The 13,447-nt window shown below is 45.8% G+C and carries 14 protein-coding genes; 4 read left to right on the forward strand and 10 right to left on the reverse strand.

Annotated elements, in window-relative coordinates:
* Positions 1-574: 574 nt before the first annotated feature.
* A complete protein-coding gene (locus CHB92_RS26565) occupies positions 575-2,152 on the reverse strand; it encodes a transposase (RefSeq protein WP_089320649.1) in 1,578 nt (525 codons plus the stop codon).
* A 140-nt stretch (positions 2,153-2,292) separates the two neighbouring features.
* Here CHB92_RS26565 and CHB92_RS18085 point away from each other — a divergent pair, with 140 nt between their 5' ends.
* Positions 2,293-2,493: a hypothetical protein gene (locus tag CHB92_RS18085; protein ID WP_245842703.1), complete on the forward strand. Its 201-nt coding sequence runs from the start codon at positions 2,293-2,295 to the stop codon at positions 2,491-2,493.
* Between the two features lie 35 nt (positions 2,494-2,528).
* Here the strand turns inward: CHB92_RS18085 and CHB92_RS18090 are convergent, their stop codons facing one another.
* Entirely contained in the window at positions 2,529-3,428 is a 900-nt protein-coding gene (locus CHB92_RS18090) for a LysR family transcriptional regulator (RefSeq protein WP_089320650.1), read from the reverse strand.
* A 107-nt stretch (positions 3,429-3,535) separates the two neighbouring features.
* Here CHB92_RS18090 and CHB92_RS26570 point away from each other — a divergent pair, with 107 nt between their 5' ends.
* Complete coding sequence (locus CHB92_RS26570; protein ID WP_444850684.1) at positions 3,536-3,784, forward strand: CBU_0592 family membrane protein; 249 nt, start codon at positions 3,536-3,538, stop codon at positions 3,782-3,784.
* A 550-nt stretch (positions 3,785-4,334) separates the two neighbouring features.
* Here CHB92_RS26570 and CHB92_RS18105 read toward each other — a convergent pair.
* From CHB92_RS18105 to CHB92_RS18115, 3 genes are all read right to left on the reverse strand, one after another.
* Positions 4,335-6,062: an alpha/beta fold hydrolase gene (locus CHB92_RS18105; protein WP_089320652.1), complete on the reverse strand. Its 1,728-nt coding sequence runs from the start codon at positions 6,060-6,062 to the stop codon at positions 4,335-4,337.
* Positions 6,063-6,161: 99 nt separating this feature from the next.
* Complete coding sequence (locus CHB92_RS18110) at positions 6,162-6,683, reverse strand: GNAT family N-acetyltransferase (protein ID WP_089320653.1); 522 nt, start codon at positions 6,681-6,683, stop codon at positions 6,162-6,164.
* A 103-nt stretch (positions 6,684-6,786) separates the two neighbouring features.
* Positions 6,787-7,851, reverse strand: coding sequence for a DUF5700 domain-containing putative Zn-dependent protease (locus tag CHB92_RS18115; protein ID WP_089320654.1), 1,065 nt, complete (start codon positions 7,849-7,851; stop codon positions 6,787-6,789).
* An 860-nt stretch (positions 7,852-8,711) separates the two neighbouring features.
* Here CHB92_RS18115 and CHB92_RS18120 point away from each other — a divergent pair.
* Together CHB92_RS18120 and CHB92_RS18125 are read left to right on the forward strand one after the other, a co-directional pair.
* A complete protein-coding gene (locus CHB92_RS18120) occupies positions 8,712-9,542 on the forward strand; it encodes a helix-turn-helix domain-containing protein (protein WP_089320655.1) in 831 nt (276 codons plus the stop codon).
* A gap of 72 nt (positions 9,543-9,614) precedes the next feature.
* Positions 9,615-10,244 (forward strand): LysE family translocator, encoded by a 630-nt coding sequence (locus CHB92_RS18125; RefSeq protein ID WP_179223097.1) that lies wholly within the window; start codon positions 9,615-9,617, stop codon positions 10,242-10,244.
* Between the two features lie 111 nt (positions 10,245-10,355).
* Here the strand turns inward: CHB92_RS18125 and CHB92_RS18130 are convergent, their stop codons facing one another.
* The 5 genes from CHB92_RS18130 to CHB92_RS18150 form a co-directional block, all read right to left on the reverse strand.
* Positions 10,356-10,679 (reverse strand): type II toxin-antitoxin system PemK/MazF family toxin, encoded by a 324-nt coding sequence (locus CHB92_RS18130; RefSeq protein ID WP_089320657.1) that lies wholly within the window; start codon positions 10,677-10,679, stop codon positions 10,356-10,358.
* Positions 10,670-10,915 carry an AbrB/MazE/SpoVT family DNA-binding domain-containing protein gene (locus CHB92_RS18135; protein WP_089320658.1) on the reverse strand — a complete coding sequence of 82 codons (246 nt, stop codon included), beginning with the start codon at positions 10,913-10,915 and terminating at the stop codon, positions 10,670-10,672. Before CHB92_RS18135 ends, CHB92_RS18130 begins: the two co-directional genes overlap by 10 nt.
* A 104-nt stretch (positions 10,916-11,019) precedes the next feature.
* Positions 11,020-12,141 (reverse strand): Fic family protein, encoded by a 1,122-nt coding sequence (locus CHB92_RS18140; protein WP_089320659.1) that lies wholly within the window; start codon positions 12,139-12,141, stop codon positions 11,020-11,022.
* Between the two features lie 182 nt (positions 12,142-12,323).
* On the reverse strand, positions 12,324-12,938 hold the full coding sequence (locus tag CHB92_RS18145; protein WP_089320660.1) for a hypothetical protein: 615 nt from the start codon (positions 12,936-12,938) through the stop codon (positions 12,324-12,326).
* Positions 12,939-13,026: 88 nt separating this feature from the next.
* The gene (locus tag CHB92_RS18150) at positions 13,027-13,404 is read right to left on the reverse strand and encodes a hypothetical protein (RefSeq protein ID WP_089320661.1); all 378 of its coding nucleotides are present in this window, start codon (positions 13,402-13,404) and stop codon (positions 13,027-13,029) included.
* Positions 13,405-13,447: the final 43 nt, after the last annotated feature.

A 13,447-nucleotide genomic window follows, 5' to 3' on the forward strand; every position in this document is an offset into this window, starting at 1 on the left:
TGTAAAACAATTACAGTATCATACTTATACTGTAAAACAATTATGCCATAGGAAAAGGCGACACTAAACGGATTAGGCAGTACAGTAAAATGGCTGAAATCAGATTGATTTGCTGTAAAACATTTACAGTTATACTATTACATGCTAAACAAGTGCAAGGGATACACGTAAGCTTCCTTCCCCTTCCCGATATGGTGTGGCAGCAGAGAAGAGTCGCTTGTATTGATAGCTGCAGATGCTACAGCTGGGGAGTAGCAATAGCAAATCAGAAAGTAAATTCTCCTGCGCAACAAGGCTAGGCAGCACACTCCTTTCTTTGTATCATCACAAAAAAACAGCTACAACTATGAGATAGGGATTCCAGTTGGCTGGAGATATGAGGTACCAGCGGATAATTCTGTGAGTCTTATCGCACTGCGGCAGAAGCAAGATGAAAGGGACATACCGAGGGAGAACTTTAACGTGAATATCCTGCACCTAGAGGAAACGGATTTAGAGCGGTCATACAAGCAGTTCCTTGAGAGCACAGGGCAAGCAAATGACTTTAACATCATCAAACAGGGCGACACATTGATCAATGGAAGGGAATACAGGTACCTAGTGGAAAAGAACAAGATAAGCCAGGATAATATGAGCAATTACGTCCTGTTCGCCAATGACGGGAGTGTAATCTAAACTGTGTGCCTGTTGCACAACATTCGTGTACCTTCTGATTCCTGTTTCTTTTTCCATGGCTGCCTCCTGGTTTGACCAAAAACAGAAGCAAAAAAAGTTCGCCTGCTCGGACCTGGGCAGCACCATGACGGCTGTCTGGCTTCTTTTTGGGGTAAAGTACAGCAATTTTTGCAGGTTGTAGGCAGCGGCGGCCACCGGCATCCCATTGTGGGCTAGCTCCAGCCCGTGGGTGTTGACCTTTCGCATACCCATGTGGTTTAACAGCGTCCCCAGCACCGGCTCCACCGTGGCCTGCCGCAGGCGTTAATGGACAGTCCCTGCAGTCCTGGCGCGAGGTCCGGTAAAGCCTGTACTGGGCCTGACCGCCCTTGGTCTTGCTGATTTGCTGGCAAAAAATAGCCTTCTTGCCCACAGGGCACAGGAAGAAGTCCCCTTCCTTCTCATAGGTAAAGCCCTCGGGGGCGCCCCTGTACTTGCCGTTGGGCGGGATAAAGGCGGCAATGCCCTCCCGCTCCAGCAGGGCGTAGTTCTGGCCCGAGGAGTAGCCCGTGTCGGCCAGCAGCGAAGTGCACCTCAAGCCCAGCCGGTAGAACCGCCGGGTGAGCCCAACGAGCAGGTCTGGTAGGCAGCGGCTGTCCTTGCGGTCGGCGTGGTCGGCCATCACATGCGTGATCACGTGGCGGGAAGCGTCGACTGAAAGCTGCATGTGGTAGCAGAGCTTGCGGGACTTGCCCGGGTTGACGGCGATGCGGGCGTCGGGGTCCACGGGTGAGTAGTGGGTCTTGTTGGAAGTGTACTTGGCCCCCTTGTTGGAGCCGACCGGACGCAGGTTTTGCTCTGCGTGCCACTTGTGGTGAAGGGTACGGAGTCCGTGCAGTTGCTGCTGGCTGGCCGTGAGGGTACGCTGCTCTGGGCGGGCCTTCTCGCGCATGGCCCGGCGGTCAGCGCTGCTGAAGGTTCTCACCTGCTGCAGGCGAGCCTCAAGCTGCTCGGTAGGAACCTTCAGCTCCAGTAAGCCCATTGAGGCGTTGGCCTTAATCAGGGCCGAATCGACTACTTGGGTATGGCCCGAGGCCATGCCGGATTCAACGCACATCGAGAGCACGCGCGTGAAGGCCTCTTCAAAAACAGAAGTTGGCAACAGCTGCCGGTTACGGGATACGGTCGAGTGCCAAGGCAGCGGCTCGTCTAACTGGTAATCGAGGAAGTAGAGCAGGTCCAGCCGGAGGCTGCAGTGCTCGATGAGACGGCGATCAGAATCGATGTTCTCCAGGTAGCTTACCAGACAAAACTTGAAGAACACCACCGGGTCGATTGACTGCTGACCGCAGCGACCGTAGTAGGGAGCCGTCAGCTCGTAGAGAAAATTAAGGTCAAGCCTGTCCTTGAGCCGTCGGTAGAAGTTGTGTCCCGGCACATGCGCCGAGAGCGAGAAGCGCAGTTCCCGCTCGTCTTCGAAAGTTTTCCTTCCCTGCATCCCACCATAGATTTAGTGCTAGCTCTTTTTACGGCTAGCTTCAGACAGTTGTGCAACAGGCACACAGTTTACTTTACAGCCTCGCCATCAATTTCGAGCAGCCGTTGTACAAGGTTCAGACCATAGCTGACATTCTTTGCGTGACCAAACCCACGGTCAACAATTGGACTCACAAACGCGGTGGTTACCTGAGGGCTTTTGAACTTCCCGGCATCGCGAAGTTCGTTTTGGAAGAAGACTTCTGTCGAAAGTATGAGGAGGTGTTTGGCCGTACCCTTATAGTTGATGACCAATTCCGCGAGAAGTATCAGTACACTCCTAATTCAAAGAAGCTGCGCTAGGCCTTGCAAGGTCAGTTATAGTCCGCAGTACATTCCTAAATCCGGTCGATTTGTGATGTGTACTCATTAGCTGCTTCCTTTGCCTGTTGCAGCATATTTCTCAGCACGGAGCTGTTGTCGTTCTTTCGCCATGTCACATAGAGGTTCATTTGATAGGGCAGCATGATAAAGCGCACATTTGGCAACTCACTGTAAGAGTAAGAGAACGGAAGGATTGTCACGCCAAGCCCCTTCGATACCAGCCCAAGCACCATCCCTCCAAAGTCCGATTCAATGCGCACATCGGGGGTAAGGTTATTGTCCTCAAAAATCTGCCTCAGGCTTGCAGTATAGAAGGTTGTCTGCGCTAGATTTGACAAGATAAACTTCTCGCCCTTCAAGTCGTGAAGCCCCGTAAAGCTCTTCTCGTTGAGTCGGTGGTCGTCAGATACGACAAGGGCAAAAGGTTCTGAGTAAAGATATTCTGAATGCAAGGCGGGGTTTTCAGCGGGGTCACGCCTGAAAGCTATATCCATCTGGTAACTCAGTAGCATCTGCTCAAAGCTGATGTCGGTTGGTTCTACTAACTCCACTTTTAGTTCAGGCATGGTGCGGGATATACTGGCAATCAAGTTAGGCATGAAGCCGTAGGCGGTAGACCCCGGATAACCGATGCGTACCAATCCGGATGCTCCCTCATGTATCTTCCTCGCCTGCAGATGGGTGCGATTTATCTCGTCGAGTAGCGGCAGCCATTGGTCTCTGAGGAATGCGCCAGCCTCGGTTAACTTTACGTTCCGTTTATTTCTTTCGAAGAGTTTAATCCCTAGCTCATCCTCTAAAGCTTTGATTTGCCTGCTGAGTGCAGACTGCGTGATGAACATCCGCTCGGCCGTATGCCAAAAATGCAGCTCTTGCGCCAGCGCCAGAAAGTACTTTATCTGCTGTAACTCCATGTACTATGATTCATCTTTAGCATTAGTCATCCCAATATTAGCATTTTTTTGCCCATGCGGATTCATTTCCTTTGCAGTTATAGAAAATGATTAATGCAATGATGTCAATGCGGAAATACATACTGGAAGGGATAGGTTGGGTAGGAGCGGTCTTTGCTCTTTTGGCTTTCAGCCTGAACAGCCTAAATTTTATCAGCAGCCAGTCATTTCAATATTTGGGGATGCAGATTTTTGGTTGCTCTTTAATGGCCTTGTACGCAGCATCAAAGAAAGCACACGCGAGCTGGGTGCTCAACGCCATCTTTCTGTTGATTGCTGTTATTGCTCTGGTTAGAGTCTATATAGTGCAGTCTTGAAGATAGTTGGAGTCCGCAGGGGAGTCGCAATGGTATCCCAGTCTACGTTTCTGATGTCCTGGTCAACGTCATAGATTTCCTCCAGTTCATATCTTAGCAACGTATAGTCTGGCTGCTTCTCTCTAGCCAAAGAGTTTGTGGTACTATCATCCTTGGATTGGCACCCTGCTAACAGTAGGAGAATAAGGAGGGGTTGAATTAGTTTCATGTTTTATCAAGGAAGCGCTAAGGATTAACATTACCGAAAGCTATATTAGATTTAGGGTTGCTGCGCGTTGATTTTATCTGATTTCTACTTGCTGGCTTGTCTTCGAATTAACAGTGGTAACTATAGTCAAACCATTTAAGTCCATTGACAAATAAAGCTTCCCGGGCTATTAGGCCATTGTAAAGTTCGTTTTCAAGTTACAACTTCTTCCAATAACTCCATCCGTGGTCGGAACTTCAGTGCCTGGTGAGGCGGTGGTTATATTCTGGCTCTAACTGCCAGCCAAAGAGTTGACGTGCATCCGATTACACTGTACACTCCTGGCTGGCCACTAAGCAATCTTCATCTGTCGGTATCTTGAGGTGCAAAAAACTGTAAGGCTGTGTTATTAAACTCGAAGGGTATTTCCTGCGGAGCATAGTGAGAGGCATCTTTAAATATTTCCAGTTTTGCTCCTTTAATATTCTCCGCTATCGCTCTGGTGTGCGATTCCAGGATCACATCGTGCTCACCTGCCATCACCAAAACAGGTACCTTGATAGCCTGCATGTCCTTAAAACTCATGTGCGGTTCTTTTAACAGCAAGCGAAGGCGCCTTGCCTGATTCAGCGATTGCTCATCCTCCTTCCCCTTCAATTCCCCAAGCTGCCTGTTGAACAGCTCCAGAAGGCCGCTCTCTATAGCCGTTTCGTCTGGAAAAAGATTGGCGCCCATAACGGCTATCTTTTTCACATAGACAGGATAGTTCAAGGCCATCTTCAGCGCCGTGTTGCCGCCGTCGCTCCACCCAAGTATATTTACCTGCTTCAGGTGCAGGGAGTCCAGCAGTAGCTTCATGTCCGATGCGAATAACTCATAGGTAAGTTCAACTGTAACCTCATCCCGGCTCTTCCCGTGGGCGCGCGTATCGACGGCAATGACTCTGAAGTTCTTCGAAAGCGCTGCTATCTGCTGCGAAAAAGCGGAGAGAGACTGACCGTTGCCATGGAGCAGCAAGAGAGGTTCTCCCTGCCCGTAGGTTTCGTAGTAAAGACTTGCGCCGTTCACGTTCACAAACTGCCCGTTCACCAGGCTGTCTCCATCATGATTTTTGTCCGACAGGGCTACAGGGTTCTCCATCGAAAGAAACCTTAGGAATTTCAGGCTATCAGGCAGCACATATTCTTCAGGGCCTGTCTCTGTTGCTGTGCTTTTGTTTCTACCCCTGTAGGAATCAGCTGTGAGATAAAAGCTTAGGTGTCCTGGGCTCACTTCTTTCCACTTGCCCTGGCTCTTGTCGCGGAAGAGGATGGCATGAGTAGGGACCGGGACTGCTGAAATGCCAAAAGATTTCCTGTTGCCTTCTATAGCTTCGCTTTTCAGCCATTGAATGGTGACAGCCACTTTATCCAGCCCTTCCAGAAAAATATGATACTTGCTAAGGTCAACCTTCACCCAGCCTTTTGGCTCCGTTACGTCAAACACAATATCCTCCTTCAGCAGGGACTGGTCTGGCAACCCATCGCTTACACTGTATATGTTCAAACGGAACTTGACATACTTGAACCTGTTGAACACGACATACATGTTAAAATCCCTTAAGAGAACCTCCTCGTCCAGCTTTATGACAGTGCCCTGTTCTTTTGCGAGTTCATCGGATACAAGATTACTTTCGGTAAACATGTTGGCCGCCATCAACGTGGCGCTCCCCGTCCTGCCGAAGGTCCTCGTTTTTACCTTGCGTGCCTTTACGGTAACTTGCTTTAAGTTAATTTGGGCAGGCGGCAGACTTATCTGCAGGTGTCCTTGTTTGAAGGCTGAGACAGTAGTTTCTACATTTTTATAACCGACGCAGGAAACAATAACCTGTTCCTCATCAGAAACTGCTGTGGTTGGGACATTAAAGCTAAACTTACCAGTCTCGTCGGCTACAGTACCAAGTCCTTTGCCTTTTATACCTATTGTGGCAAAAGGTACAGGCTTGTTTTGAAATCTGTCAACAACTTCCCCGCTTAAGAGCAGGTTTTGACCGGCAGCTGAGGCATGTAGTAGTAACAGTAACAGATAAAGGAGCAGTTTAGATGCTTTCATGAATCAGTTTAGCAGTAGACCAAGATCTGAAGGGTTAGTATATGCAGAGCCCCGGGCGGAGCAAGGGGTTTGTGTATACAGTGTTAGCCGCTGCTATTTTTACTTTAATTGTAGTTTCATCATTATGTCTGTCTGCTCGTCATACCCTAGTTTGAAGATGTGCCTATCGAATTCCACAAAACCATTTTTCTCATAAAATCGAAGGGCTCTTGGGTTCTCTTCCCAAACTCCTAGCCATACATAATCCACTCCTTTTTGTCTGGAAATCTCCATTGCTTTTTCGTAAAGGATTTGTCCAACTTTTTTTCCGTGGAATTCTTTTAAAACATAAATTCGTTCGATTTCGAGGGTATTTTCGTCCTTTATCTCTGTTTGTGATTGCCCAAAGTTGATTTTTAAATAGCCAATTACCCAGTTTTCAAAAAGAGCAAAATAAAATTCAGAGTTCTTGTTAGTCAATTCGGCTTCTAGTTTCTCTGTTGAAAACCCATTTTCTAAATACACTCTCATATTCTCCTCACTGTTGCCAGAAGAAAACGTTTCGGAAAATGTCTGTCTGCCGATCCTTTGTAATTGGTCTAACTCGTTTACCGTTACTCTTCTTATTTCAATATTTTCCATTCTTGTTTAGATGTTCTTTCTAATTTTGTTTGCAGCTAAGGGTTTTTGTACAGCCGATGTGTGAGGCGTAGTCAAACATGAAGGCTGATCCAGATTAGCAGGATTAGTTCTTTTCTTTTGCGCCTGATTCTACTTGCTTCAGATAGGCGATGGCCTTCTCAGAGAAAACATAGGGGTTAGCTTTGTCTTTCTTCGCTGCCTTGTTGTAGAGGTAAACAAACTGGAAAGGGTCCTGAATGTTCTTAATCAACTTCCTTGTCAAGCCATTTCTTTCAATGACTTCGCTCATGTAAAAGCCGGGTATGTGACCGCTTGAACCGATAAGCTTTCCCATGTCTTTGGCAGTGTATTCCTTCTCTCCTGTTGCCATTTCAGTTATGGCAGCGTCAATCATAGGCAGAGCTTTCTCCCCTGTCATCAGAAAGTACTCCCCAAATCGCATGTTCTCTGGAAAGCCAGTGGACATAGTAAACCTCTTATCGATAAGGTCAGGACCGCCTTCATTAAGAATCCTGTTAAGCAGCATCAGCAGTCCTTTGTCTTTTTCGGCGACCTCATACTGCTTAGTCTTACGAAGCACATGGTGTAGTTCGTGACCTGCCAGTGCGCCATACTTAGCCTTGTCAAAGTTGTAGGCAGCCCACAGGGTGAAAACAATGTTCCCGCTCTGGGCCACAGCATCATTCTCCATGGCAATAAAGTGCAGCTTGGTCTCTGGGCTTTTCCCCTGAAGCTTCTTCGGTAGCATCAGATAGGCGTTCTCATACATGGACTTGATGTAGGCATCCTTACTTGAAGACAATTTGTCCAAATAATCTAAGAGTTCTGACTCATGCGCTTTGTACTGATAAATCACATAGGTGAGATAGTAACGGCGAGGGTCCTTTAACTTTCTCTGAAGGGTACTGTCATTCTGAGGCATGTACACAATCTCCATCTCCTTCCGGTACTTCTCAAGATAAGCATCGCTAAAGTTCTGGTTTTTGATGTATAACCTGTTGCCATTCAGCTCCAGGAAGTTCTTCCAAGTGTCCGATTTTATTGTGTATCCTTGTTTGAGGCTGTCTGCCAGCTCGAAATAGCGAACTGCCGCTGTCTCATCAATGGTTTGAGCCTTTAGGCAGTGGCATACAGCAAAAAATACTATAAGGGTAAGTAAGTTTTTCATGTGTAAGATTATAAGTTTGTTTTCTATTTCTGCTAACGTTCCGCAAGCTGGGTGTTGGGCAACTAAGAGCACCTCAATTTCCAGTTGCTGGTAAGTTTATAAATAGCTGTGATGCCTGAATTTCCAGCTTATGCCCAATAACCTGTTTGCCTTGTGTGTGCCCAGCATGGCACGAGTTATATTTCGAAAGGAATATACTCAGATTACCCAGAGGGTGCAAGTCCCTTATCGGCAAGTTGGTGAAGCCGATTAGCAAGCCGCAAGGGCGTTACCTGTGAGGGTTGGTCTGAAGGAAGCGGGACTGCAAACACCTGAACTGACGAATACTCTTGAGCACGGGAGTGCGAAGAGAGTATTCGTAGTGCTGCATAAGAGGCATGGTAGCGCGGGTAAGCAAGCACATCTTTGCGATGCCCCTGGCCAACAAACGGCTCTTTATAGAAGCAGCAGGGTTAGGTGGAAGGATAAGTGTCTTACCTGGGGAGGGCTTGGGTTAGGTTCGGTACTCCTATGAACCAAGCAGTCAGCAGAAGCCATAGTAGCCGCCTGGAAACGAGCCGTAAGCACTGCGGAGGTCTCACAGGGCGGCGAAGGGCTGAACGTCAAGTTGCCCGAAATTCAATAAGGAGGTTCAAACGGTGGAGTTTGCTAGCCTTATCCCAAACTAAGGCGAGGGCATGGCTGGTGTGAAGAGCGGCTGTGTGGTGTGAGAGGCTCACCGTGGGCGAATTTGCTCACGGCAGCCTACGCGATTAGGGGCAGTATTTTTTATATTTTGGCAAAAACTGCTCATTAAACAATTGGCTGTTATTTAATGCAAATGTTGACTTCAGTTTCAAGTAATAAACGTAGGTAAATTTATGACTGGAAACAAAAGGCAAGAAAGTATTCCTGTACATCATTTGACTAGCTCTTCCTTTCTTGTTTTTACAATAGAAAACACGAACGACGAGACCTTTAACGGGCTTCACCGGCATGACTTTTTTGAACTGATTTGGTTTACCAAATCTGATACGAATGAAAGCGTTGAAATAGACTTCACGCCTCATCGGTTTAATGACAATGAAATCTGCCTCTTGACGCCGGGGCAGGTCTTTCAGATGGAAAAGAGCAAGCAGCAGGGTTTTGTATTGGCTTTCGCAAAAGACCTTTTCCATGAGTTGACCGGCAATCGTTCCTTTTTCACCGATGTTGGCCGCCCAATCAGTTTAGGTCAGGACTCCCTGAACGCTATTCAAAGTTTGCTTCCACTTATCATTAACGAGTACAATGGGCAAAAAAGAATAGCGCTTCTGAAGTCATACCTCCAAGCCTTTCTTTTCCATGTCCTAACCACAGTGGATGCTTTGCATGAAGCAGGCGACAGCCGACTCAATAAGTTATTTCAACTAATTGACACACACTTTCTCCAGCAGCGTGAGACAGCTTTTTATGCCGGCCACCTTAACACCAGCGCGAAATACCTTAACTCAATTCTGAAAAGAGAACGTAGTGTCACAATAAAAGAACTTGTCTCCCAGCGTTTGGTACTAGAGGCGAAACGCGAGATTTATTTTGGCGAGCTGACCCTTAAAGAAATTGCCTTTAAACTTGGGTTTAGTGACCCCGCTTATTTTTCGAGGTTCTTCAAGGTTCAAACCGGCAAAAGTGCTGAACATTTTAAAGCCTCTATTCAACGCCTCCATCTTTGAATGTGCAGTTTGTACAAGACAATCTGCACTTCATCCATTCCTGGGCGCTTATCTTATTCGCATCTTTGTATTATGGAACTGAACCTATTACTATCCTTTTTGCTGGCGTCCATGCTTTTAACCATCCTGCCGGGGCCAGATAATATTTTTGTTTTGACAGAAAGCCTGACAAAGGGTAAGCGTGACGGGCTGGCTACGGCATTTGGCCTTTCGTTAGGAGTGCTGGTACATACGGTTGCAGCAGCCACTGGTCTGTCCCTTATCATTCAGCAATCGGTGATTGCCTTCTCGGTAATTAAATACGCCGGTGCTGCTTACCTGTTTTATTTGGCATTCAAAGGATACAAAGAAACACGGCCTGGTATTACCCTTCATACGAAAGGGGAAGAACAACAGCAGAAGCTCTCTTTAGTGATTAAGAAAGGTTTTTTTATGAATGTACTGAATCCTAAAGTGGCGCTGTTTTTCATTGCATTCCTTCCACAGTTTGTCAGCAAGGATGGTTTCGCCATTACAGCCCAAATGATGGTGCTTGGTGTTGTCTTTATGGTGCAGGCAATGCTCACTTTTGGCGTCATCAGCCTATTGGCTTCAAAGCTTACGACGTATGTGAATAGTCCGAGATTCTGGCGGATTACAAAATGGAGTAAGATAGGCGTTTTATCAGTTTTGGGGCTGACGTTAGCTATCTCTAAAAAATAGTGAGAGCACCGAAAGCTGTCTAAAGTATAGTGTCCTAACGGATATGTGCAGCCGAAGCACGTGGCGTAGCAAGGGTTACGGCTGCACCGGGTTACCTATCGTCTTTTTTTATTAGTCCACAAAGGTTTCTTTTATCACACTTTTACAGGAAGCTACTTCTGAAGGGTTCAGGTTTCCTAACACTTTAACAATGCGGACTTTGTCAATAGTCCTTATCTGGTCAATTACTACCCACCCCACTTGATTATTGTGCTTCACTTTCACACGAGTAGGATAACTACGGCTCTTGGTAGTCATCGGTGCGATAACTACTGTTCTTAGGTTATGATTAATCTCATTGGGGGATATCACGACACAAGGCCTTGTTTTCTGTATTTCACTTCCTACAGTAGGGTCCAGATTCACCAGGACTATCTCATATTGGCTTATTTCCATTCGTCAAAGCTTTCATCACCAAACACATCATCCAGTAATAGCTGGTCATCACCGTTCTCGTGCATTTTCCTGAAGGCCTTGTCCCAACCCTTCCTTGGATGCTCGACTGGTTTTAAAATAATCTGACCTTTTTCCAGTATCAGCTCAACTTTATCTTTAATGTTATACCTATCCAGAATGGACTTAGTCAGCCGTAGTCCCTTGGAATTCCCTATTTGAATGATTGATACTTCCATATGATTTTTATTTAACGTAATTACAAAGTTATTACATTAACGCTCATTTACAAGACAAAGTTCGATAGATTACTATGATAGGTAACGGTTGGGCTATGGTGCGTTTATGCACTATAGCTGGTGTTGTGCTTTCGTGCTTTTTCCTTGTTCTCTAGTACTTCCATTAACCGCTGGTTTAGGTAGAGTTTTTCTTTTCCTACCTTAGTTGCCCTTAAAAAACCTTCATGCTCAAGCGCTATCAGATAATTCCCCACAGTCTTTGGTGTTCCCATGTTCGCGTCGATCAGAAACTGGCGTTTAGTATAGGGCAGTCTGAACAAGATTTCTATCAGCTCTTTTGAGTATACTTTGGGCAGTTTCTCCTTAATTTCTTCCGAAGTGGCCTCCATAACAGCCATGATCTCCCCTAGTTTTTTAAGTCCGCTGGTAGCTGTTTTTTCGATCATGTCCAGCATGTAGAGTATCCAGCCCTCCCAGTCTTCAGCTTCCGTAACGGCTCTTAGCTTCTGATAATAAGCCGCCTTATGATGGATGATATACTCACTTAAGTATAGCGCAGGCACATCCAACAATTTCTCCATTTTCAGGTAGAGTAGAAGCAGGATTCTCCCTGTACGTCCGTTGCCATCAATGAACGGGTGTATAGCCTCGAACTGGTAGTGCATTACGCCCATTTTGATGAGCGGGTCCAGGGTGCTTTCCTCATTAATGAAGCGCTCCAGGTTTGCCAGTTTCTCGCGAATTACTGCTTCCCCTGCCGGCGGCGTGTAGATCACTTCGCCCTGCGTGTTGGATAAGGTCGTGCCCGGTGTGGCTCTGGTACCCGATGTATTCTGCTTTATGCATTGCATGATCTCCACACAGAGGTTTGTTGTGATGAAAGGCCGCTCTTTAAGCTTTTCCAAGCCGTACCACAAAGCCTCTTTGTAGCTTATCACCTCTTTTGCTGCCGTAGATTCATACTTCTTTTCGGCAACCACCGATTTATAGAGATCATCATTGGTGGTGATAATGTTCTCTATTTCGGAGCTTGCCTTGGCCTCCTGCAAATGGATAGTGTCCAGGAAAAGGCTTGGGTTGGGCAGGTTGATAATAGCGCCATTCAACTGCGCTAAGGCCCTGCTTGCCTTAACGTTCTTTCGCATGACTTCCTTTGTTTCCAGGTCTATCTCCGGAGGAAGCAGGGGTAAATCATTATACGGTTTTTCTCTGTGAAATGGAGCCATAACGAGGGTAACAGTTACGCTTGTTCTAAAAACAAAGGTAAAAATAGCAATTAATTACACCTGTTGTCTGTTCATAGGTAATTATTACTCCTGTGGGTTCATTTAGTACATTGCATGAAGTACAACGGACTGGGCTTTACGGTGGCATTGCTACCGTAAAGGTGTAGTTGACAAGATTAATTTTAACAAGGGAACCAGTCGTCTGTCCTAATTAACTTCCCATTCTGAAACATTAACAGCCAATGTCCATCTGAAAGACCTTTAGACGGCGGTAGTGCTATGGCGTCAACTTCACCTATTTCATAGACATCCATCTTCTCAATGTCCTTTGCAGCATTGGGAAAACGCGTCTTTATTTCTTCCAAGGTAGTAGAGGAGTTTAGCTTCAAGTCATTGCTGTGAAGAAACAGACCCTTGCTTTTCCGAAAGTCGACACTTTGGAAATCCAAAGAATCCCCGAACTGCTCAAAATGATAACCGCTGTAATAAGCAAGTTTTGATTCTTCACTCCTGAAATCAGATGAGCAGGTTTCATCCCAATTTATTGAATTAACACTGTCTGGCTTTCCCAGTAGTCCATTAATATTTTGTACTGTAGTTGTTAAAGGAAACTTCCCGTTGATGCGGACACTCTTCCAGTCTAAATATTCAACATTTTTCCCTGTCACAACAGCTTGAGCTACAGGGTTAGAGGATTCTATAGGTAAAGCGTTTTCTTGTTGTTCGGCTTCGGTACTGTGTGTATTACAACTCAAAATTGAAACCAGTAAGATTGGTAGTAAAAGTTTGTTTTCCATGCTTTTTATTTTTGTCAACGTTACTCGTGCAGCCGAAGCCCGAAGCGAAGTGAGGGTTAAGGCTGAACTGTGTTGTAAAATAGTTTTTTTACCCTTGCCATACTTGGTAATCGACTACTCTACCTTCTGCATCAAATTTTATAATCAGACTTCCCGTGTTGATTCCATTTTTGGAATAGCCTAAATAGTATCTGAATGTAGAATTAGTTTTTGATTCTGGTTCACCAAGTAATTCGATAATCTCACTCTTACTTTTTCCAACAAGCTTATGGTTATTTCTTAAGCTATTCATCATATCCCAGCGAAGGGACCAATTAGCTTCACTATTTAAGTCTGCTGTTTTCCATTTTGTAGAGTCGAATCGTTCGTGTGGAATATTTCCTTTCATCAGAAGGACAAGTATAACTACAACTCCGACTATCAAAGCTGTAATTTTTACACTCTTATACTTCTGAAGGAAATTCATACTTTGAAATTATTTACAACGTTTTGTGCATAGTATGGGCAAG

The organism is Pontibacter ummariensis, assembly GCF_900188175.1.
GTDB lineage: Bacteria > Bacteroidota > Bacteroidia > Cytophagales > Hymenobacteraceae > Pontibacter > Pontibacter ummariensis.